Source organism: Streptomyces sp. NPDC027962 (assembly GCF_055566095.1).
In genome coordinates this window covers 20,676-41,362 of sequence record NZ_JBVHTA010000014.1, presented here as the reverse complement: position 1 = coordinate 41,362, position 20,687 = coordinate 20,676, and the positions used below count along the sequence as shown (strand labels likewise).

At 71.3% G+C, this 20,687-nt stretch carries 19 protein-coding genes; 12 read left to right on the top strand and 7 right to left on the bottom strand.

Annotation, left to right across the window (positions count from 1 at the left end; genetic code table 11):
- The first annotated feature begins 3 nt into the window (after positions 1 to 3).
- A complete protein-coding gene (locus tag ACZ4SA_RS15685; RefSeq protein WP_468274580.1) occupies positions 4 to 1,398 on the top strand; it encodes a TIGR00341 family protein in 1,395 nt (464 codons plus the stop codon).
- A 495-nt stretch (positions 1,399 to 1,893) separates the two neighbouring features.
- Positions 1,894 to 2,610 carry a tetratricopeptide repeat protein gene (locus tag ACZ4SA_RS15680; protein WP_468274361.1) on the top strand — a complete coding sequence of 239 codons (717 nt, stop codon included), beginning with the start codon at positions 1,894 to 1,896 and terminating at the stop codon, positions 2,608 to 2,610.
- 306 nt (positions 2,611 to 2,916) lie between these two features.
- Here ACZ4SA_RS15680 and ACZ4SA_RS15675 read toward each other — a convergent pair whose 3' ends face one another.
- Positions 2,917 to 3,711, bottom strand: a complete 795-nt coding sequence (locus ACZ4SA_RS15675; protein WP_468274359.1) for a class I SAM-dependent methyltransferase — start codon at positions 3,709 to 3,711, stop codon at positions 2,917 to 2,919.
- A gap of 651 nt (positions 3,712 to 4,362) precedes the next feature.
- Here ACZ4SA_RS15675 and ACZ4SA_RS15670 point away from each other — a divergent pair.
- The 5 genes from ACZ4SA_RS15670 to ACZ4SA_RS15650 all read left to right on the top strand — a co-directional run bounded on the left by ACZ4SA_RS15670 (position 4,363) and on the right by ACZ4SA_RS15650 (position 10,956).
- Entirely contained in the window at positions 4,363 to 6,624 is a 2,262-nt protein-coding gene (locus ACZ4SA_RS15670) for an MMPL family transporter (RefSeq protein ID WP_468274356.1), read from the top strand.
- 147 nt (positions 6,625 to 6,771) lie between these two features.
- A complete protein-coding gene (locus ACZ4SA_RS15665) occupies positions 6,772 to 8,301 on the top strand; it encodes a streptophobe family protein (RefSeq protein ID WP_468274354.1) in 1,530 nt (509 codons plus the stop codon).
- A gap of 87 nt (positions 8,302 to 8,388) precedes the next feature.
- Positions 8,389 to 9,129, top strand: a complete 741-nt coding sequence (locus ACZ4SA_RS15660; RefSeq protein WP_468274351.1) for a response regulator transcription factor — start codon at positions 8,389 to 8,391, stop codon at positions 9,127 to 9,129.
- Entirely contained in the window at positions 9,126 to 10,676 is a 1,551-nt protein-coding gene (locus tag ACZ4SA_RS15655) for a sensor histidine kinase (protein WP_468274349.1), read from the top strand. The genes ACZ4SA_RS15660 and ACZ4SA_RS15655 overlap by 4 nt, the downstream gene beginning before the upstream one ends.
- The gene (locus tag ACZ4SA_RS15650) at positions 10,669 to 10,956 is read left to right on the top strand and encodes a hypothetical protein (protein WP_468274347.1); all 288 of its coding nucleotides are present in this window, start codon (positions 10,669 to 10,671) and stop codon (positions 10,954 to 10,956) included. Before ACZ4SA_RS15655 ends, ACZ4SA_RS15650 begins: the two co-directional genes overlap by 8 nt.
- A gap of 55 nt (positions 10,957 to 11,011) precedes the next feature.
- On the opposite strand, the gene ACZ4SA_RS15645 is transcribed toward ACZ4SA_RS15650, so the two are convergent.
- From ACZ4SA_RS15645 to modA, 3 genes are read right to left on the bottom strand one after another with little or no spacing between them, the layout of a single operon-like run.
- Complete coding sequence (locus ACZ4SA_RS15645; protein ID WP_468274345.1) at positions 11,012 to 12,106, bottom strand: ABC transporter ATP-binding protein; 1,095 nt, start codon at positions 12,104 to 12,106, stop codon at positions 11,012 to 11,014.
- Complete coding sequence (gene modB, locus ACZ4SA_RS15640; RefSeq protein WP_468274342.1) at positions 12,103 to 12,951, bottom strand: molybdate ABC transporter permease subunit; 849 nt, start codon at positions 12,949 to 12,951, stop codon at positions 12,103 to 12,105. Before modB ends, ACZ4SA_RS15645 begins: the two co-directional genes overlap by 4 nt.
- Positions 12,948 to 13,775: a molybdate ABC transporter substrate-binding protein gene (modA, locus tag ACZ4SA_RS15635; RefSeq protein ID WP_468274340.1), complete on the bottom strand. Its 828-nt coding sequence runs from the start codon at positions 13,773 to 13,775 to the stop codon at positions 12,948 to 12,950. The genes modB and modA overlap by 4 nt, the downstream gene beginning before the upstream one ends.
- 361 nt (positions 13,776 to 14,136) lie before the next feature.
- Here modA and ACZ4SA_RS15630 point away from each other — a divergent pair, with 361 nt between their 5' ends.
- Complete coding sequence (locus ACZ4SA_RS15630; protein ID WP_468274337.1) at positions 14,137 to 14,484, top strand: hypothetical protein; 348 nt, start codon at positions 14,137 to 14,139, stop codon at positions 14,482 to 14,484.
- A 25-nt stretch (positions 14,485 to 14,509) separates the two neighbouring features.
- Here ACZ4SA_RS15630 and ACZ4SA_RS15625 read toward each other — a convergent pair whose 3' ends face one another.
- Positions 14,510 to 14,905, bottom strand: a complete 396-nt coding sequence (locus tag ACZ4SA_RS15625) for a TOBE domain-containing protein (RefSeq protein WP_468274335.1) — start codon at positions 14,903 to 14,905, stop codon at positions 14,510 to 14,512.
- A 128-nt stretch (positions 14,906 to 15,033) separates the two neighbouring features.
- On the opposite strand from ACZ4SA_RS15625, the gene ACZ4SA_RS15620 reads away from it, so the two are divergent.
- From ACZ4SA_RS15620 to ACZ4SA_RS15610, 3 genes are all read left to right on the top strand, one after another.
- Entirely contained in the window at positions 15,034 to 16,131 is a 1,098-nt protein-coding gene (locus tag ACZ4SA_RS15620; RefSeq protein WP_468274332.1) for a hypothetical protein, read from the top strand.
- Between the two features lie 224 nt (positions 16,132 to 16,355).
- A complete protein-coding gene (locus ACZ4SA_RS15615; RefSeq protein WP_468274330.1) occupies positions 16,356 to 17,495 on the top strand; it encodes a hypothetical protein in 1,140 nt (379 codons plus the stop codon).
- Positions 17,492 to 17,671 carry a hypothetical protein gene (locus ACZ4SA_RS15610; RefSeq protein WP_468274328.1) on the top strand — a complete coding sequence of 60 codons (180 nt, stop codon included), beginning with the start codon at positions 17,492 to 17,494 and terminating at the stop codon, positions 17,669 to 17,671. The genes ACZ4SA_RS15615 and ACZ4SA_RS15610 overlap by 4 nt, the downstream gene beginning before the upstream one ends.
- A gap of 16 nt (positions 17,672 to 17,687) precedes the next feature.
- On the opposite strand, the gene ACZ4SA_RS15605 is transcribed toward ACZ4SA_RS15610, so the two are convergent.
- Entirely contained in the window at positions 17,688 to 18,083 is a 396-nt protein-coding gene (locus ACZ4SA_RS15605) for a hypothetical protein (protein ID WP_468274325.1), read from the bottom strand.
- 6 nt (positions 18,084 to 18,089) lie between these two features.
- Positions 18,090 to 20,474 (bottom strand): CHAT domain-containing protein, encoded by a 2,385-nt coding sequence (locus ACZ4SA_RS15600; protein ID WP_468274322.1) that lies wholly within the window; start codon positions 20,472 to 20,474, stop codon positions 18,090 to 18,092.
- Between ACZ4SA_RS15600 and ACZ4SA_RS15595 the strand changes: the two genes are divergently transcribed.
- Positions 20,473 to 20,607: a hypothetical protein gene (locus tag ACZ4SA_RS15595; RefSeq protein ID WP_468274320.1), complete on the top strand. Its 135-nt coding sequence runs from the start codon at positions 20,473 to 20,475 to the stop codon at positions 20,605 to 20,607. The genes ACZ4SA_RS15600 and ACZ4SA_RS15595 overlap by 2 nt on opposite strands.
- The last annotated feature ends 80 nt before the right edge of the window (positions 20,608 to 20,687 follow it).

Sequence of the window (20,687 nt, the reverse complement as noted above, 5' to 3'; positions counted from 1 at the left end):
GGTATGTCGACACCGTCTACGCTCGGCACCACGAGGCCGCGCGGATCGCGGACCTTGCCCCGCGGGAGGTCTCCGACCAGAGCCAGTTGGTGCTGCCGTGGTGCCGGATGCGCTGGAACCGGACTCCGGGGGCGGCCCGGCCCATGGCCTCGTAAGGCCCGGCAGCAGGTGCTCGACCACTGCATCCGCGAGACTGCCGGCCATGGCGCGGGCCCTGGGAGCGAGGCAGAGCAACTCGCCACACTGCCTGGGATCCGCGCAAAGAGCGATATCACCGACGACGAGTTCCGGCGGGGCCAAGGAGAAGATCCTCCACTGAGCCCCCTGCCGGAGGCGGACTTGCGCCGCCCGTGTCCTGCCCGCCGAAACCGTGCTGACCGTGGTTGTTTGGGGGGCGTGATCAGCAAAGTTCGCGCCCGTGTTCTGCCAGCCTCCCAGCGCCGCTCGCTGGACGAACTGACCCAGGACCTGGACCTCTCGTTCGGGGACACCACGTCCAAGCGTTCGGCCTTCTGGACCATGCTGACGCTGTCGTCGGTCATCGCAGGCGGCGGGGTGCTCACGGACTCGACGGCGACCGTGATCGGCGCGATGATCATCGCGCCGCTGTCCACGCCGATCATGGGCATCGCCCTGGGCTCGGTGCAGCGCCGCCGCACCGGATCGGCCAGGGTCGTCCTCCTCGCGTGCCTGCTGGTGGTCGCGGTCGGGATGGCCATGTCGGTGGCCCTCCCCAGTGGCTACGACCTGTTGTCCAACAGCCAGATCTCGTCGCGGACGTCGCCGGGGCTGATGGACCTGATCGCTGCCCTGGCGACCGGTTTCGCCGGCGCGGTGGCGCTGGCCCGGAGGGACGTCGCCGCCGTGCTGCCCGGCGTCGCGATCGCCATCTCCCTCGTCCCGCCCCTGGTGGTGGTCGGGGTATGCCTGGGACAGTTGTCGGGATGGCTGGCGCTGGGCGCACTTGTGCTGTTCGTGTCGAACCTCTTCGCCCTGGTCTTCGGGGGCATGGTGGTCTTCGCTTCGCTCGGTTACGGCGTGGAGGCCGACAAGGCGGCCGGACGGCCTGCCCGCCGTGCATACGCCGCCATGGCGCTGCTGTTCGTCGTCGTGTTCATTCCGCTGACGGCCAACACCGTGGTCACGCTCCTGCTCAACGCATGGACCGGCCGGACCAAGGAGGCGGCGGAACAGTGGCTCGCCGACGAGCCCGGCGCGTCCGTCACGAGTGTCGACGCGGCCTCCCGGACGATGTACGTCCACGTCCGCACCCCCGGAGACCTCCCGCCGGTGGAGTCTCTGCTCGACCGGCTCGAGGGACGGATCCCGGATGGCATCCCCGTCGTGGTGGACGCGTCACGTGGTCGGCGCATCGACGCCGGAGTGGTCGGCAACTGAGCATCGCACCGGCTCGATCCAGCCGTGCCCGTCGTTCGTGACGGGACGGTCTTCGAGAACCGGTGGACCGCGCTTTCTGCCGCTGCGCACCAGGACTGCACGCCGACAAGCGCTCCAGCAGCCGTCGGGCGGCGAGCAACTCCAGCGCCGGTTGGGCCCGCAGACTGTCGCTCACGACCGCCATCGGAGGCAGCCGATTCAGCAGACACTCGCCCATACCGCCCGGGACCCAGGGGGAGCCGGTATCCGAATTCGGCTCCCAAACGGCTCCCAAGACGGCCTGCGGAACCACTCAGAGACCCGACCCGCGATGCGATCAGGCCCCTGACCTCGACCTCACCGGCGCGGGCTCAGCCCGGTGAACGGGGCTGTCCAGGACGGCTCCGACGCCGTGATCACACCAGCCAGAACAAGATCATCCCATTCGGGCCCGGCGGTCAACGGTCAAGGGATAATCTCTACCTTCTTTCGGCCGAGCGGGAGGACAGGCGGACCATGGACGCAGAGTCGGCGGGCAGACCTGAACTCCCGTACCCCGGACTGGAGGTGGCCGCCGACGCGGGCGAGATCAACGCTGTCTACCGCTTCGGCCTTCTGCTGCGGGAAGCAGGTGAGGAGGAGAGGGCCCACATCCGGTACATGCGCGCCGTCGAGCCGGGCTCACCTGGCGAGCCGCATGTGCTGGGCATGCTCTTCTGCGCAGACGGAGACCATGCCGAAGCGGAGGTGTGGTGGCGTCGGGCCGCCGAACTCGGCAATCCCCGGGCCGCTTTCTACCTCGGGGCAGTGCTCAGCGAGCGCGGCGAGACCGCCGAGGCCGAACCCTGGCTTCGCCGGGCGGCCGAGGGCAATGACCCGGATGGCGCCGGCAACTACGGAGTCCTGCTCCGTGACCGTGGGGAACTCCGCGAGGCCGAGACCTGGTTCCGGCGCGCCGCCGAAGCCGGAAACACCCACGGTGCGGTACTGCTCGGCCTCCTGGTCCGTGACCGCGGGGACCTTGACGAGGCCGAGATGTTGTTCCGCGGGGCCGCCGAAGCCGGAGACGATGATGCCGCCAACAATCTCGGACGCCTGCTTGTGGAACGCGGCGACCTCGGCGAGGGCGAAAACTGGTTCCGCCGGTCGGCCGAGGCCGGCAACCCAGTCGCGGCCGATAATCTCCGGACTCTCCGGGCCGAGCGCAAACGACGCTGGTGGCGTCGCCGCTGAGGCTCCTGCCGTCGGTCAGCAGCGTTCCAGCCGACAGACAGGGCCGATCGGCGGCTCACCTCTGCCCGTAGTCCCGCCTCTCGCCGGCACTACAAGCCAACCCTCCAGTCGGCCGGCTCTCTGCCGCGCATCACTCAGAGATCATTGACGGAACAGATCTGAGGGCGATCAGCGATCCGTACCGGCGGCGGGTCTGCCGACGCCCCGTCATCTTCCGTCATGCACAACCGGAGACCACCGGGCATGGGGCCTCCCCGGTGCGGCACCGGGCCGCGCCGGGGAGGGGTGACGGTCATGGCCTCCGGGTCAAAGTCCCGCCCCCTCAGCTGTCTTGACCGCGACCACAGCCCAGGTGCGGTGCGGAATGCGCAGGACGTCACCAGGGAAGTGGTCACGCAGGATGCCGTCCAAATCGGCTGAGAACGCCTCGACCCGTTCAGGGGTGAGGCTCGCGCCCACGCCGGCGCTGGCCCGGATCCGCCCGGTCCATGCCTGGGGGGTGTACGGCACGTCGAGATCGAAGGAGAACGTCTCGATGGCGCCGAAGCCGGCGGTGGCCAGGTCGGTCAGCCAGCGCGGGTAGAGCCCGGTTCCGCCGCCCATGGTCCAGGCGGGGTTGTACGCGGTGATCAACTGCTCGGTCCTGGCGACGATGTTGCCGGGCAGCGGCAGCCAGTCGAAATGCGCGATGACGGCGCGCCCGCCCGGGCGGAGCAGCCGCCACACCTCGGCGGCGGCCTTGGGGGCGTCGAACCAGTGCCAGCACTGGCCCGCCGACACCACGTCGAATGCCGCGTCGGGAAGCCCGGTGTCTTCGGCCGTGGCCACCTCGTACCTGATCTCGACGGCGGCCTCCCGGTCCAGTTCCCTGGCCTGTTCGAGCAGTGGGGCGGCGGGGTCGACACCGGTGACCCGCGCCCCGGCCCCGGCGAAGAGCCGGGCGAGGCTCCCGGTCCCGGTGCCGAGGTCCAGCACATCCTGGTCCCGCACCTCCGCTCCGAGGCGGCCGAGCCGCTCGACGATCTCCGGTGGGAATCCGGCGCGGTGGCGGGTGTAGTCCTCGGCCGTCAGTCCGAAGTCCGGGTTGAATTCAGTGGACACTTGCCCCTCCGTTTACATGTGTATGGAACCGATGTGCATTCTGGCCCTCGCGCAAACCTCCTTCCGGGCGCCGGAATACCAGGACGGCCCTTCCGCCTGGAGATTTCCAGGAGACGGCCGGGAGCGGACCGGCTGCAGCGCGTGTGTGGCCCGGGTGGTCGGGGGCCGACCGGCGACGTCGTGGAGCTGCCCGGCGCCCGCAACCCCCTGGCGTCCGCCCAGGAGCGGGTGAGTCGGGCCCTTCGGTACCCTCCGGGGCGTCGTCGAGCGGTACGGGCAGGCAAGTCGGTGCCTGTCGCGGCGATCGCGGCCAGGGTGTCCTCTCGGTGGGCCGCGTCGAAGACCAGGGCGCGCACCGGGGCGTAGCGCAGGATGTGCTCGATCTCGCCCTGCCCGGGGCGCGCGTCGATCGGCGCACGCGTCAACCCCGCGTTCCCGTTCGGATGCCGCGGTCCGACCGGCGGTTCGATGAGCTTCCTGTGAATCACTATGCGGCGGACGGTGATATGTCCGGTTCGCTCCGCTTCAGTCATGTGGGGGGCGGCCGGAGTTCTCAGAAGGCTCCCAGGATCTCTCCGGGTGCGGTCAGGCAGGGCTGACAGCGTCGATGCCGTCTTCCGACGTTCCTCGACCTGACTTGGAGCCCTTGCTGTGGCCACATTCCTGTGCGGACTCGGCCGCCTCTCCTTCCGGAGGCGGCGGCTGGTCGCGTTGCTGTGGGTGGTACTGCTCGTGGGGACGGGGGTGTTGGCCGGGCGGGCGCCCGCCGCGCCGCCGAACGACTTCTCGATGCCCGGCACGGAGGCGCAGCAGGCGTACGACCTGCTGGAGGAGCGTTTCCCGCAGCTGAACGCCGACGGCGCGTCGGCCCGCGTGGTGTTCCGGGCGGAGGACGGCAAGGTCACCGACCCCGAGGCGAGGAAGGCGATCGGGGAAACGGTCCGGGCACTCGGGAACGATCCGCAGGTCGCGCGGGTCACCGACCCGTTCACCACCCGATCGGTGAGCGAGGACGGCACCACCGCCTACGCGCAGGTCTCCTACCCCGTGCCCGCCTCGGAACTGGCGGAGGACTCGCGCACCGCGCTCCAGGACACCGTCGAGCAGGCAGGCTCGCCGGAGTTGGCCGTCGAGGTCGGCGGCAACGCCGTCAACGCGATGGCCGGCGGACACTCCTCGGAGGCCCTGGGCCTCGCGGTGGCGGCCGTCGTGCTCGTCCTCACTTTCGGCTCGCTGCTGGCTGCCGGACTTCCGCTGCTCACCGCTGTACTCGGCGTGGGCATCGGCGGGTTGGCGATCCGGGTCCTTGCGGAGCCGCTCGGTCTGGGCTCGACGACATCCGGTCTCGCCACCATGATCGGGCTGGCCGTCGGCATCGACTACGCGCTGTTCGTGGTCTCCCGTTACCGAGCCGAACTCGCGCGTGGCCGGGACCGTGAGGAGGCGGCCGGGTACGCGGTCGGCACCGCCGGGTCAGCGGTGGTGTTCGCCGGTCTGACCGTGGTCATCGCCCTTGCGGGGCTGTGCGTGGTCGGCATCCCGCTGCTGACGCAGATGGGCCTCGCCGCGGCCGGCACGGTCGTCATCGCGGTGCTGATCGCCATCACCCTGATTCCCGCGCTGTTCGGGATCTGCGGCCGACGGATCGGCCCGGCCCGCCCACGGCGCCGGGGGAGGCAAGCGGGCCGGGGAACGGACACGGGCGACCCTCCGCCCGCAGGCATGGGCGTGCGCTGGGCCCGGTTCGTCGTCAGGCGGCCGGTCGCCGTCCTCCTCGGCGGCGTCGCCCTGCTCGGCGTGGTCGCGTTGCCGGCGGCCTCCCTGGAGACGGGGCTGCCCGGGGACGAGAGCAAGCCGGTGTCGACGACCGAGCGCCGGGCCTACGACCTCATCGCCGAGGGCTTCGGCCCGGGCTTCAACGGACCGCTGACCGTGGTCGTCCAGGCCGACGGAGGTGGCAGCGCCCAGGCGGCCGCGCAGGGCGTCGCCGAGCAGATCCGCGGCAGGGAGGACGTCGCGGCCGTCGGGCAGCCCCGGTTGAGCGAGTCCGGCGACACCGCCGTACTGAACGTCGTCCCGGCCGCGTCGCCCGCGAGTGCGGAGACGGCCGACCTCGTGCACGCGCTGCGCGACCCGGCGCTCGCGAGCGGGAGCGACGCCGGCGTCCTCGTCGCCGGTACGACGGCGATGAACGTGGACGTCTCACAGAAACTGTCCGACGCGCTGATCCCGTACCTGGCACTCGTGGTCGGACTGGCGTTCCTGCTGCTGATCGCGGTCTTCCGCTCCCTCCTCGTGCCGCTCAAGGCGGCCCTGGGATTCCTGCTGTCGGTCCTGGCCGGACTCGGCGCGGTGGTCGCGGTCTTCCAGTGGGGCTGGCTGGCGTCCGCCTTCGAAGTCGCGGAACCGGGCCCGGTGATGTCGATGATGCCGATCTTCATGGTCGGCGTGGTCTTCGGTCTCGCCATGGACTACGAGGTGTTCCTGGTGACCAGGATGCGCGAGGCGTATGTGCACGGGCAGTCGCCGTCGGACTCCGTGATCAGCGGGTTCGAGCACAGCGCGCGGGTGGTGACCGCCGCGGCAGTGATCATGATCTCGGTGTTCGCCGCCTTCATGGGCTCCGACGAGCAGATGCTCAAGACCGTCGGCTTCGGGCTCGCCGCCGCAGTCCTCTTCGACGCGTTCGTCGTCCGTATGGCGCTCGTACCGGCCGTCCTCGCCCTGCTCGGCCGACGCGCCTGGAGCCTGCCCGGCCGGCTGGACCGCATCGTCCCCGACCTCGACATCGAAGGCGAGCGGCTCGAACGAGCCCCGCGCGAGGCGTCGGCGGTGGTGACCGCGCCCGATGCCGGCCCGTGCTCTGTCGTCGAAAACGCGAGCAGCGGCAGCGGCCGCCCGTCCGGCGACTGAGCCGTCCCAACCTCCCGGCCGTCCAGAACGCATCCGCCGCCCGGGGCCCCGTGCCCCGGGCGGGCACAGGCCGAGACGGTGGGCAAGCCGCCTGCCCACCCCGCCTGCCGGCCCGCCCTGAACGCCTCTGCCACAAGGAGCCCGCCCATGTCCGCAGCCCCGCCGCCGCACTCCGCTCCTCCCGTCACACCGTGGCGCCACGTCCTCGAAGGCGCCCTCTCCGTCGCGGCCGCCCTCGTGGTCATGGCCGCCACCGCGTGGGCGGCACTGACCTTCCTCGGCGCCGGCGCGGTCGCGCCTGTCTCCCGCCTGGTGCCGACGATGGTCGGCATGGCCGTCGGCGGCGGCGTCACCGTGGAGTCGGCGGCCGGAGCCGGGTCCGCAGAGGGCGGCGGCCTTGGGGGAAGCGGACTCGGCGGGCTGGGAGGTCGGGGCGGTCTGAACCTCGGCCTGACCGGTGAGGCGGCGGTGACGCCGCTGACCCTGACCTTCCTCGGCACCGCCGTCCTCGCGATCGCCTTCTTCCGCCCCCTGTACCGGCGGCCGCGGCCCTCCCCGGTGATGCTGTGGGCCCGGTGCGGGGGCGCACTTGCGGCCACTGCGGTGCTCCTCCCGGTGCTCGCCGGCACGGCCCGTGGCAGGGCCCGCCTGCCCGAGAGCGTGACGGAACGGTTCGGCAGAAGCCCGTCGGGCGGAGCGTTCAGCCGGTTCACCGGCGGCGGTGACGGGGGCGGGGGCGGTGACCTCATCCCGGAACTGTCCTCGGTGACCTTCACGACCGATGCCGCTGCGACCGTCTTCTCCGGTCTGCTGTGGGTGGGCGTCGTCCTCGCCGTCGGCTGCGTCGCGGCCCGCCGTACGACGCTGCCGCGACGCATCGCCCTGGGGCGGCTGCGGCTGAAGTGGAACGCCGTCACCTCCACCCTGACCGGCACGGCGGTCGTGCTGTGCTGCGCCGCCCTCACCGCCGCACTCGTGGTCGGCGCCGCTGCCCTGACCGGCCGCGAGCAGGCCGCCAAGGCAGCCGGGATGCTGCTCCTCCTCGGCCCCAACCTGGTCGCTGTGCTGCTCACCTCCGGCCTCGGGACCTCCTGGGAGGCGGGTGTGCACCGCCTGCAGTACGAGGGCGGCGGGATACTCGGCATGCTCGGCGCGGGAGCCCAGCGCGGTGCGGCGGGCGCGGACAAGTCCGTGAACCTCGGTGGCTGGTCGGGCGCCGGCGTACCGATGTGGCTGATCGGACTGATGCTCCTGCTGCTCCTGCTGGTGATCGCCGGATACGTCGCCGCCGCCCGCACCCCCGCCCGCACCCCGCGGCAAGAAGCCGATGCCCTGCTCGGTCGCCACACCGAGATCGCCCTGCGCATGGGCGTCGCCGTCGGTGTCTCGACGCTGGTGCTCCCGCTGCTGGCGCGGGGATCGCTGCGGATCGGCGTCAGCGTCATGGGAAGCGAGCTGGGTGGCGTCGCCGCCGGTCTCGACGGAAGTCCGGGGCTGTCCGCGCTCACCGGCTGCGTTCTGGCCTCCCTCGCCGCCTACGGCGGCAGCCGCCTGCACGGCCGACGCGCCCGGGGCCGTGACCGCGCCGCGCGGACGCCCGGCACCGTGCTCCGGCGCCCGGCCGGATCCGCCGCCTCCCGTTCCGCGTCCCGGGTCCCGTCGGACTCGGCTCCGTGAGCCCCGTGTGATCTCCTGAAAAGCCGTGACAGCCCAACCAGCCTGCCTCTGTGCAGCCTGCGTCCGTGAAGGGAGGCGATCCACACCGTGGCGGCACCGACACCTCCCTCTCGTCCCGTGGGGCGCCCGGACCACCTGCTCGTCGTCGACGACGAACCCACCGTCCGGGAACTGCTGCGCACCGCGCTGCGGTACGCCGGGTTCGCCGTTGACGCCGCCGCCACCGGCCAGGAAGCCCTCGACCTGGCCGCACAGCACACACCCGATCTCGTCCTGCTCGACGTCATGCTCCCCGACATGGACGGCTTCGAGGTGATCCGCCGCCTGCGCGCCCGACCCCGCTCACGGCGAGCGGGACAGGGCGGCGACGTGCCGGTCCTGTTCGTCACCGCCCGCGACGAGCGCCAGGACCGGCTGCACGGCCTGCGCCTCGGCGGCGACGACTACGTCACCAAACCCTTCGACCTCGAAGAACTGATCGCCCGGATCCACGCGGTGCTGCGCCGTACCAGAGGTGAGCAGCCGGCCCGGATCACCGTTGGCGATCTGGAACTCGAACCCGACAGCCACCACGTGACCCGGGCGGGCCGGACCGTGCGGCTGTCCCCGACCGAATTCCGTCTCCTGCACTTCCTGGTCGCCAACGCCGAACGGACCATGACGAAGAACCAGATCCTGCACAGCGTGTGGGAGTACGACTTCGGCGGCGATCCCAGCATCGTCGACACCTACATCAGCTACCTGCGCCGCAAGGTCGACACCGACGAGCCCAAACTCATCCACACCGTCCGCGGCGTCGGCTACGTGGTCCGCGAGCCCCGGCCATGAGGCGCCCCGCCCTGCTGCCGCCCAGGCACCGGCCGAGCCGTCTGTCCCTCCGTACCCGCCTGTTGTGCCTGTCCATCGCTCTGGTGGCCGTCGGCCTCCTCGGCACGGGCATGTTCGTCACCACGGCCCTGCAGGACTACCTCCAGGACCGGATCGACGACCGGCTCCTCCTGACCGGGCAGATCGCCGCCCGTCTGTCACCGCCCTCCGGCACCGGTACCCCGGTCGGCGCGCAGGCCCTCAGCGTCCTCGGGGACACGACCGTGACCTACCTGGACGACGGCGGCGCCGTCCGCAGGTCGTTCGACGCGAGCACCGCGCCACCGGGCGGTGGCCCCGACCTCCCCGCCCTCGACCGCGCCGGCGTCCTCGCCCACGAGGGCCGCCCGTTCACCGTTCCGGCGCACGACGGCGACCACAGCTGGCGGGTCATCGCCCTCACACAGCACGACCAGGTCTTCCCGCCCGGGCGGTCCGACGTCCGGGGCAGCGTTCTCGTGGCCACCTCCCTCGAAGAGGTCGACCGCACCATCGCCGAGACCCGGAACCTCTTGCTGACGGTGGGGACCGCGCTGCTCGCCGTTCTGGCTGCCGCCGGCTGGTTCGCCGTCCGCTCCGGTCTGCGCCCCCTGACCCGCATCGAGGAGACGGCGACGGCCATCACCGCGGGCGACTACTCCCACCGCGTCCCCGAACTGGCCGCGCCCCACACCGAGGTGGGACGGCTGACCGCCTGCCTGAACGAGATGCTCAGCCAGATCGACACCGCCTTCCAGGCCCGCGCGGAGGCCGAATCGAGAACGCGGCGCTTCTTCGCCGACGCGAGCCACGAACTCCGCACGCCCCTCGTCGGTATCAAGGGCTACACCGACCTCTACCGCATGGGCGCCCTGCCCACCCGCGAGGACGTCGACCAGACCATGACCCGGATCGCCGCGGAGTCCGAACGCCTCACCCGGCTCGTGGAGGAGATGCTGCTGCTCGCCCGCCTCGACGAGGGCACGGAGGTCACCGGGCCCGACCGGGAACCGGCCTTCGCGCTCGACCTGGCCCCCATGGACCTGCGCACGCTCGCCGCCGACGCCCTCCACGACGTACGGGCCCTCGACACCACCCGGCCGGTGAGGCTGACCGGTCCCGGTGGCGGGAAACCCTCCACCGCCCCCGCCGTCGCCGACGAGGCCAGGCTCCGCCAGGTCGTCACCAACCTCATCGGCAACGCCGTCACCCACACACCTGCCGGCGCCCCGATCCGTATCGGCGTGGGCACCGCAGGCGCCCACGCAGTCCTGGAAGTCGCCGACGAGGGCCCCGGCCTCACCCCCGCCGAACGCGACCGGGTCTTCGACCGCTTCCACCGCGCCGACGACTCCCGCACCCGCACCACCGGCGGCTCCGGCCTCGGCCTCTCCATCGCCCAGGCGCTCGTCACCGCCCAAGGCGGCCGCATCACCCTCGACACGGCCCCCGGCGAAGGCTGCACGTTCCGCATCGTGTTCCCCCTGCCCGACGCGACACATCGCCACGGTGGTGACGGGAATGCGTAAGACCCGGTACGCGAAGGATGGTGCGTCCGTCGCCGAGGTCCGCATCGGCACCGTCGTCGCCTCCGGGGCGGGGAGTGACGTGCCCGAGCCCGAGGACTTCCACCAGGCGCGTCGAGCTCCACGCGGACCGCATCAAGGTCTCGGCCGCCGGCAAGAACCCGGACGCCTGAGAGGCGGCCCGCATCGCCTTCTTGGCGGCCCCGCGACGGCGGCCGCTGTGCGCCGCGCCCAGAACAAGGATCTGGCCGGGCTCAAGGCCCTCCTGGAGCGGCACGCCTGAGCCCACCCACCCACCCGGCGTGCGTCAGGCCGCATGGCCGCACGTGCCGTCACCCTCAGGCGCGGTACGCGTGGGTCTGGGCCGCCTTGACCGACGCCCACAGCGTTACCCCGGCGCGGAGGTCGAGTTCGGCCGCGGCGACCGTGGTCAGGTCGGCGGCCAGGGGCAGATCGCCCGTGAGGTCGGCGCGGATCAGATCGCCGTGAATCTCCAGGCCGGCCACCTCGCACCGCCAGAGATTGCGGGCGCTGGACCCGGTGGGACGGTCCCGGTGGAGGGTCACCGCGCTGGGCGGGAAGGCGACGAAGACCGGGCCGTCGAGGTCCTCTGTGGTCGTGATCACGGGTCCGTCTTCGACGTGGACCGTGTGTCCCTGGGCCTGGCCGAGGTAGAGGTTGAGGCCGACCAGCTGGGCGATGTAGTCGGTGCGCGGGTGGCGGGCGATGTCGGAGGGGGTGCCCTCCTGCACGACACGGCCGTCCTCTATGACGACGAGGTGGTCGGCCAGGACCATGGCGTCCAGCGGGTCGTGCGTGACGAGCACGGCGACGGCCTCGAAGCCGGCCAGGTGGTGGCGGAGCTGGGAGCGGACGTCGAGGCGGGTGCGTGCGTCGAGCGCGGCGAGCGGCTCGTCGAGGAGCAGCAGCCGGGGCCGGGTGGCCAGGGCGCGGGCGAGGGCGACGCGCTGGGCCTGGCCGCCGGAAAGGCGGCGGGGCTTGGCGGCCGCGTGCTCGGCCAGTCCCATGCGGTCCAGCCACACGGCTGCCTGGGCCCGGGCCTCCGCCTTGCTTGCGCCGTGGCAGCGCGGCCCGAAGGCCACGTTGTCGAGGGCGGAGAGGTGGGGGAAGAGCAGGTAGTCCTGGAAGACGACGCCGACCGGGCGGGATTCCGGTGGCGTATGGTCCAACTCGGCACCGTCGAGGCGAAGATGGCCGTCGGTGAGCGGGACGAGACCGGCGAGGGCCCGCAGGGCGGTCGTCTTGCCGGCGCCGTTGGGGCCGAGGAGCGCGACCACGTCGCCGGGCGCGACGGTCAGCGGCACGTCGAGGCGGAAGGCGCCGCGCTCGACCACCAGCCGGGCGTCGAGCCCCTCACCGGCCGGCCCGGGGGTGACGACGGAGTCCTGCGCGGGCTCGTGGAGGTCGGTCATGAGGCGGTCATCCAACGGTCCCTCAGTCCGGCCAGGACCGCGATCGACACGGCCAGCAGGACAAGGCTGAGCGCGATCGCCGCCTCCGGGTCGTTCTGGAGGGCCAGGTAGACGGCGAGCGGCATGGTCTGGGTGCGGCCGGGAAAGTTGCCGGCGAAGGTGATCGTCGCGCCGAACTCGCCGAGCGCCCGCGCCCAGGCGAGCACGGCGCCGGCCGCGATGCCGGGGGCGATGAGCGGCAGAGTGACGCGGCGGAACGCGGTGAAACGGGAGGCGCCCAGTGTCGTGGCCGCTTCCTCGTACCGCTGGTCGGCCGCCCGCAGCGTGCCCTCCACGCTGATGACCAGGAACGGCATCGCCACGAACGCCTCCGCGAGCACCACCCCGGTCGTGGTGAACGGCAGCGTGATCCCGAACCAGGAGTCCAGCCGGCCTCCGATGACCCCGTTGCGGCCGAACGCCATGAGCAGGGCCACACCGCCCACCACGGGCGGCAGGACGAGCGGCAGCGTCACCAGAGCACGTACGAGTCCACGCCCCGGGAACTCGGCCCGAGCCAGCAGCCAGGCCAGCGGCACCCCGATGACCAGGCTCACCGCGGTCGCCGCCGTCGCGCAGACCAGGGACAGCTGGAGCGCCTGCCACACCTCGGTGCTGGTCAGCAGGTCGGGCATGTTCTGCCAGGGGGCCCTGATCAGCAGGGCGGCGAGCGGAAGGACCAGGAACGCGAGGCCGATCAGCGCGGGCACGAGGAGAGGCAGCGGGGCGCGTCCGCGGACGCGGCGTCTCCGCGGCCCACCCGTGCGGGGGCCGGTCGCGGCGCCGGTCTTGTCGAGCGAGGTCACGGCTTGCTGAACCCTGCCTCGGTCAGGACCTTCTGGCCCTCGGCGGACTGCACCAGCGCGATGAACGCCTTGGCGGCCTCGGTGTTCTGCGCGCCCTTGAGCAGGGTGATCGGGTAGTCGTTGACGGCCTCGGCCGACTCGGGGAAGTTCACGCCCTGCGCCTTGTCACCCGCTGCCTTCACGTCGGTCTTGTAGACCACCGCGGCGTCGGCCTCCTTCAGGACCACCTTGTTCAGGGCGGACTTGACGTCCTCCTCGTACGAGACGGGCGTGAGCTTGAGGTCGGCGGCGGTCAGCGCCTTCTGTGCGGCGGCGCCGCAGGGCACCGTCTTGTCGCACAGCACGACCTTCAGGTCCGAGCCGGTGAGGTCCTCGAGGGAGGTGATCTTGTCCGGGTTGCCGGGCAGGGTGGCGATCTCCATCTGGTTGCGGACGAAGGTGGCGGGCGTCCCGGCGGCGTCTCCCGCGTCAGTGACGACCTTCATCGTCCTGGGGCTGGCCGAGGCGAAGACATCGGCCGGCGCGCCGCTGGTGATGCCCGCGGCGAGCGAGTCGCTGCCGCCGAAGTTGAAGACCACCTTCGTGCCCGGGTGCTCCTTCTCGAACTCCTTGCCCAGCTTGGTGAAGCTCTCCTTCAGTGAGGCCGCGGCGAAGACGTTCACGTCCCCGGACAGCTCGTCCGAGGCGCCGGCCGACGCGGAGTAGCCGGACTTCGCGGCGGAGTCCGAGTCGGACGACGAGCAGGCGCTCACGGCCAGCAGAGCGGCGCCGCCTGCGCCGGCCGCCTGGCGCATGCGGCGGGTCCGGCGCGTGGAACGGGTCATCACGGGTCCAACTCCCTCTGGTCCTGACGGACTCATCTACGGTCTCTCGACGGCCACGTCGGTCGACTTGATCACGGCAACCGCCGGAACACCGGCTCCGGCTCCGACTCCTCACGGCCTGGGTGGGCGCGTCGCAGCTGTCGGGGTCAGGGCCGGGGATCATCCGGTGGCCCGGCCCGGCCCGTCCCGTTCGGCGGTGCGTTTCACGCCGTCGACCAGACGCGTCGCGGTGTCGGCGCCGGCGCCGAGCAGGACGGCCGCACTCCGCTCCGGTAGCTGTGCATACGCCGATTATAATGCCGCAGATGCGAGGTGAAAGTCTCCTGTGGCTTCGCATGAGCCGAGTACGTCGTCGACTGGCATGGCATGTGCGTTTGTACGTCAGGAGGGCCGTCAGGAGGGTTCGGGAACGGTCCTGCGGGAGGTGGCGGCCCGTGGCCAGGTCCTCGCAGCCGTCGACACGGCCGTCGGCGAGGTGGCGGGAATGGTCATCCCCGGCCCCGCATTCGACCCGCCCGCCGCAAGGGCCGTCTGCGAATCCTTGCCGCCGTACGCGGCGCGGACGGCCACGGCGCACTGTTGTCCTGGGCGGAGACCGGCCCCGGCTTCGGCCCGGTTCGCGGGCCGACCCAACCGCGACGAGTACCTCATCGTCGACGGCGGCGCCCTGGCCGGAACCGCCGCGCACTCCTACTCGGCCACCAGGTGACCGGTGGGAGCCACCGCCGGCTCGCTCAGACGCGGTCGATGTGCACGTTCGTCGACTTCACCCGGGCGGTGGCCTCCATGCCCACCTCGAGCCCCAGATCCTCGACCGCCTCCCTTGTCAGGAGCGACACCAACCGGTGCGGACCGGCCTGGATCTCCACCTGCGCCGCCACGTCACCGAGCTTGATTCCGGTGACGATGCCGGGGAAGGCGTTGCGGACCGAGGTGGTCGAGGCTTCCTCCTCGCCGCTGCCGCTCTTGGCGAGCTCCACGGAGAAGGCGGCCAGATCCTTCCCGTCGATGAGCCGCTTCCCGCCCTCGTCGCGGTGGGTCGCCACCCGGCCCGCGTCCGCCCACCGTCGCGCCGTGTCCGGACTCACGCCGAGCAGCCGTGCCGCCTGGCCGATCGTGTATGACTTCATGCGCGCCAAGATAGGCCCTGGACCGCGACGCCCAGGTGGGCCCCACTGCTGACGGCATCTCCTGCCTGGCCGGCGCCGAGGACGACTCGGTCCGGTCGACGCCCGTGCCGGAGCCCTTCGCGTAATCGGTGAACGCTAACGTGTTCGCCCTCGACGCGCTCAAGGCGTACGAGCGCCTCGCGCTGGCCGGCGACCTGCGCGACCGGGGCGGCGTGCGGCCTACCTCCGAGGCCACGGCGAACGTCCGCTCCGGGGTGATGACGCTGCTGCAGCGCGAGCTCGGCCTGGAGGTCGTCCACCTGCGCCCGCAGGAGGAGCAGCCCCGCAAGGAGCCGGTCGACGTCGCCCGCCGCGAGCGGATGCGCGCCAGCCTGCAGACGGTCGCCGACTACATCGGCCGCCGCACCCGCTGGGCCGCGGGCGGGCTGTTGACCCGCGGCTTCCCGCGTTGGGTGCGGATGCTGGCGATGGCCTCAGTCACGCTAGATACAGGATCCCGCGTCGGCGAGCTGTGTGCGATCCGGCTGGAGGACCTCTCCCCCGCCCTGGAGGAGGTCCGCATCGTGCGTCGGCCGCAGAACGCCCGCCCCGACGATCCGGTCTCCGTCGAGGTCTACCCGCTGCGCCGTGCGACCCGGGCCGCCCTGCAGCGCTGGTTCCTCGTGCGCCGCCTGCTGATGAGCGAGGTCACCGGCAGCGCGGACGCGCTGTGGGTCTCGGTGTGCGGCAACCACTCCGGCACCGTCGACGAGGAGACCGGCCCGCAGCACCGGCCCGCCGGCACCACCCTGCAGCCGCGCGGCGCCGGACGGGCGTACACCGCGGCGGTCGCCAAGGTGAACGCCGAACTCGCCGGGACCGAGGGCTGGAGCCCGCTCCCGGAGCGGATGGAGCAGCTGCGCCGCGGCGTCGCCGCCCCCGAGATCTACCTCGTGCCGCCGCGCCCCGACGCCGAGAAGGCTGCCGAACTTATGGGCCGCCTGGAGAAGGCCGGCCGCCAGCTCGCCGCCCTGCCCGACGCCCGCGCCACTACGACCACCGGCCGCGCCGCCCGCGACGAGGCCCGGCACGTCCTGCGCGAGGCGTGGCGGCTCGGCATCGAGCACCAGGTGCAGCTCGACGTGCTGTCCGCCTCCGGCCTGCTCGCCTACGACACCCCGCGCGCCGGGTGGGAGCCCGAACTGCTGCGCGCCCTGGACCGCGCCGCCCGCCTCGCCCCGCTGTAGACCCGTTAGGTCCAACAGGTCCAACCGGCCCCGCTCGCCCTCGGCGAGCGGGGCCTTCGCCTGTCCCGCCGAGCGCAAGGCCGGAACGTGCCGCACGTTTTGGCCGGTTCTCGTATAGCTACGGCCAGGTGGCGTCTATGAGTGCACGCCCCCGTTCAGATGCCGGGTAGGGGCCCCTGGAACTTGGGTGCATGCAGGGGTGGAAAGGCGGAGAATCCAGGCCCATGAACACGGAACGGGTTCTTCGGCGCTTCGGCCCTCAGTTCGTCGCCGAACAGCGCCACCGCTACGGCAAGCGCCCCCCGGAGAACCGGATGCTCTCCTACGACCTGGCGGTGCTCGAGGAGTACGAGCCCTGGCGGAACTGGCTGGACGAGCAGCTCGATCTCCTCCCGGAGGATGTTGCGGCGGCTTTCGCCGCGAACTTGTGGCGTGACCAAAACTTCTGGCCCGACATCATCGAGCTCGCCGCTGGCGCGGCGCTGCGGCGGCGAGGCTTCAGCGTGGAGTTCGAGCGGTGGTGGGGGAAGCTGACACCGGACTGGACCGTCGTTGGTGAGGACGGCGCGCCCGTCGCGCTGGTCGAAGCCCTTACCCACAGCCCGCAGCAGGGGACGTTCGCCAAGATGAAGGCGTGGCACGCCCTGGTCGAGCGCCTCAAGCAGATACCGGTCCCCGTCGTCCTGACAGTGGCCGGCGACCCGTCGCGCCCGCTCGACGCCCCTGATGCACGCACCGTGAAGAAGATCGCCCAGGACCTGCGCCGAGCACTGCTCTCCCCACTGCACCAGACCGTCTTCCGGAGTCAGGGCTACACCTTCCTGCTCCAGGCCGACCCGAGCACGGGCAACGCCATGCGGCCCCCCGGGATGCGCACGATCCTCATCCCCCCGAGCAACATGGCTGGCGTCGTTTCGGCCCGGTCGGTCACCGTCGGGATCGAGAAGAAGGTCAGTAAGTACCGCACCCTCGCCAAGGAAGCCGGACTCCCGCTGATCGTGGCGGCCGGCGCGGACAAGTTCACCGGCCTTCAGGTCCAGCACCTCGACGACCTGCTGAAGGGCGCTCCCACGGTGAGCGTGCAGTTCAACTTCGGAGACGCGTTCATCCATCACCCAGTCGAGGTCGATCCGTTCAACCCGCCACGCTGGACCATGCCCCCCGAGCTGGCTGGCGTGCTCTGGGTGAACAACGACTTCCCCTTCACCACCGTCTGGCGCCCCAACCCCACCGCGGCGATTCCCGCGCCGTCAGCGCTCGTTGTCCAGGAAGCGGATCCCCGACCTGAGCACGGCCGAAACGTAGAGGCAGAGGCCACCATGGGCCCGTACCGCCCGCCGATCGCAGGAGAACCGCGCCTGTGATCCGTGTCCACCACCGGCTCAAGGGCGGCGCCGCCCAGCTCGGCGCCACCGGCCCCGGCCTGCCCGGCCCCTTCGTCTGGCAGACCGCCCTCATCCAGCAGCGCGAACCCCGACTGCGCGCCACCGCCGAGCAGTGGCACCACGTCCTCGCCCAGGCCGAGTGCCTGCTCGGGTAGCGGTACAGAACCTCGGTCAGTCGGCGCCGAGGGTGCTCTCGGTCGCCCCGGCGGGTCCGGGGTCCGCCGGATTCGAGCCGGAGACTACAGACTGCACTTCGCCGTCGGTCGCTTGGAGAAGGGGCACGCCCTCGCCCTCGGTGTTCGCCACTTCGACGGTGGCGACATCCCCGCCGCGGCTGGCACCGCGGCGGGCCAGGAAGGCGCGCACGCGGTCACGCAGGCCGAGGAGTCCGTCGGCGATCCCGACCGCCGTTCCGGTGAGTTCGATGACGGTAAGAAGATCGACCGACCGGATCTGTCGGATCCTGCCGACGGTAATGCCGTCGCTCGTGTGCAGGGCTTCCTCGATGAACGCCTGCAGTTCGGCGTCCTCGGCAGGGAAGCTGAGTTCAAGTTCGACGTCCGTCATCGTCGGTTACGCCCTTTCGTTCGTGGTCGTGAGGTCAGGCAGTCCGAGGTATGAGAAGGCGGCCCACTCGTCGATGCTGTGGGTGGCACGCATCGTCCGCTGGGTCTGTGTCACGGCGCGCTGCGGGCTCACACCCTGTCTGATCGCCGTGTGCAGGTGATTCATGAATACGCGCGCCGAGTCGTCGAACACCGCCCACCTGCTGCCGACCACGCCGCGAGCACCCATCCGCAGGAAAGCTCCGGTCAGGCCGATGCAGTCGCCGCTCAGACTCCAGGAGGTGAGCCCTGATTCGCAGGCGGACAAGACGACCACGGGGTGGCGGGGAAGGGCCCTGCCCGCGAGTTCACGAGCCTCCAGCACGATCGGCCGTCCATCGGGACTCGCGCCGAAATGCAGGGCGGATCGCGTCTCCTCGGTGGGGTCGAACGAGCCGTGGCACGCGAAATGCAGCAGCTCGTACGGGTCCGCCGAGATCGCGTCCAGCAACTGGACCTTCCGCTGCACGTCCGGATCGAGCAGATCGGCCCGCTCTCCCCACACCTCCAGGATCTGCGCGTACTCGGCGTACGCCTCCGGCAGATCGGCCCCGCGGTAGCTGGCGACAAACACGCGGCCCGGCTCCGTCTCGGCGGAACGGCGCGCCATCGCCGCGGCGGAGCGCAGTGACGGGATCAGGAAGATCTCGAATTCCTCCCCGAACGGGACTCCGTCGAAGTCGAGGCCTTCGAAGGGGATCTGGCTGAAGACGCCCGGAGCTGAAATCGCAACGCGGCGCACGCCGAAGTCCCTCAGCAGGGGAACCAGGCCCTTGAGCAGGACCGGCGACGCCTTAGCACAGTACGCGGCCATCCGTCGCCTGCGGAATCCGCTCGCGTGCGCCAGCTGGTTGACACTGGCGGTCTGGAGGAGTTCGACGACGTCCGCGGGCCACTGCGTGCCGTCGATCCGCCAGCCGTCCTCGCTGGGAACGGCGATGACCACGCTGACCGTGCTCGAGGCGAAGACGAAGGAGCAGATCGCCGTGTCCGCTGGCCAACCCGAGGTAGCCAGGTCTTCGAGCGCGGCATCGGTCAGGGGACTGGGCCGTCGCTTCGACTTGGCCGCCGGCCGGAAGGCACTGAACCGCGGTGCCTCGGGCGCAGTCGTCAGCAGGTCCGTCAGGATCCTGTGGACCGAGGCCGCGGCGAACTCCTTCCTGGCCCGGTCGGCCGGTGTGCTCTGCCGCAGGAGAACCAGTGCGCGGGCCTCCTCAACGGCCTCCAGCGCTGCGAGCGGGCGCCCGAGCCTGACGTTCATCCGCGCCACCTCGTCGAAGTACCGGTGGTAGAGGCGGACGGCGGAAACGAGCGTGTCGTCCGGCGTGGTCCTGAGTTCCGCCGAGGCGAGATCCGCGGCCCGGCGCAGCGCCTCCTCGGCAGCCGCGTCGTCTCCGTCGTACTGCAGTTGAATCGCCGCCCGGTGCAGCCAGATGCACTGGTCGTGCATGGGAAGTGCCGCCCAGTCCGCCCCCGTGTAGTCGATTTCCCAGCGGACCGGCGCGCTACGGTCGGGGTCGAGCGACTCCAAGTGCTGAAGGGTGCTCGCACGCGAGGCCGCAATGTCGGCTCGCAGGCGCGTGGACATGGCCGGTTCCGTGAGGGCCGTGTCGAAGTACCTCAACGCTTCGCGCAGCCGGTCGGCATCAGCCGTCAGCTTGCGCGCGAGATCGCCCAACAGGTAGTTGATGCGTGCGATCTCGACGGAGCGGACCTCGGGGTCGACCGAGCGGTCTGCGTCGAAGGCTGCCAGTGCGCGTTCGGCGAGGCGCAGCGCCCGCGATCGGATCTCCTCGGGGTCGCCGGCCAGGACGGCGCCGTGGACATTATTGAGAAGAGTGAAACCCGCAGCCGCCGCGTTGTAGCCGACCATTCCTCGATCCACCGGGTCCATGGCCGCCTCCTCACCCTCGGCCAGCCCTGCGAGGGAGGTGAAGGCGTGCACGCCTGCATGGACGACGCCGGTGTGCTTGTAGACCTGGTGCAACAGGATGCCTTCGAGGTTGCGCAGGCGCCACGCGCCGGAACCGTAGTGGTTCCAGGTGGCGAGGCGGCCGGAGAAGAGCGCGGCGGGGACGTAATGGCGGATTCCGTCAGGGGAGGGCCGCGCCACCTGCAGTTCCCGGGATATGGAGGACTCGTCCTCGACCGAGTTCAGGCCCCAGGCGTGCGATTCCGACCGCGGATCGTCCTGCATGTCTAAGAAGACCGGCGGCAGGTCCTCGTGCGGCCCTGCCCACTGCTGGGAACAGCGCTGCGAACCGCAGTCCGGACATTCGGGTTCGAAGAAGAACCTGGTGGTCAACGCGCCGAATTCGCGACCGCAGTCGTCGCACGACAGCCGGACACGCATGACGAAGAGTTTCGGTTCCACGACGGCCGTGCCGCAGCTCGTGCACCACTTCGAACAGTGGATGACGGAAGGGTCGACGCTGAGAGCGGGATTCGACCGCAGGTACATCCCGCAGCCCCGGCAGAAGAAGTAGACCTGGGCATCGAAAGACAGGGCGGGAAGCACGTTCTGGGCCAGATAGCGGTGAGGGAGCAAGTTGTAGAACGGTCCTCC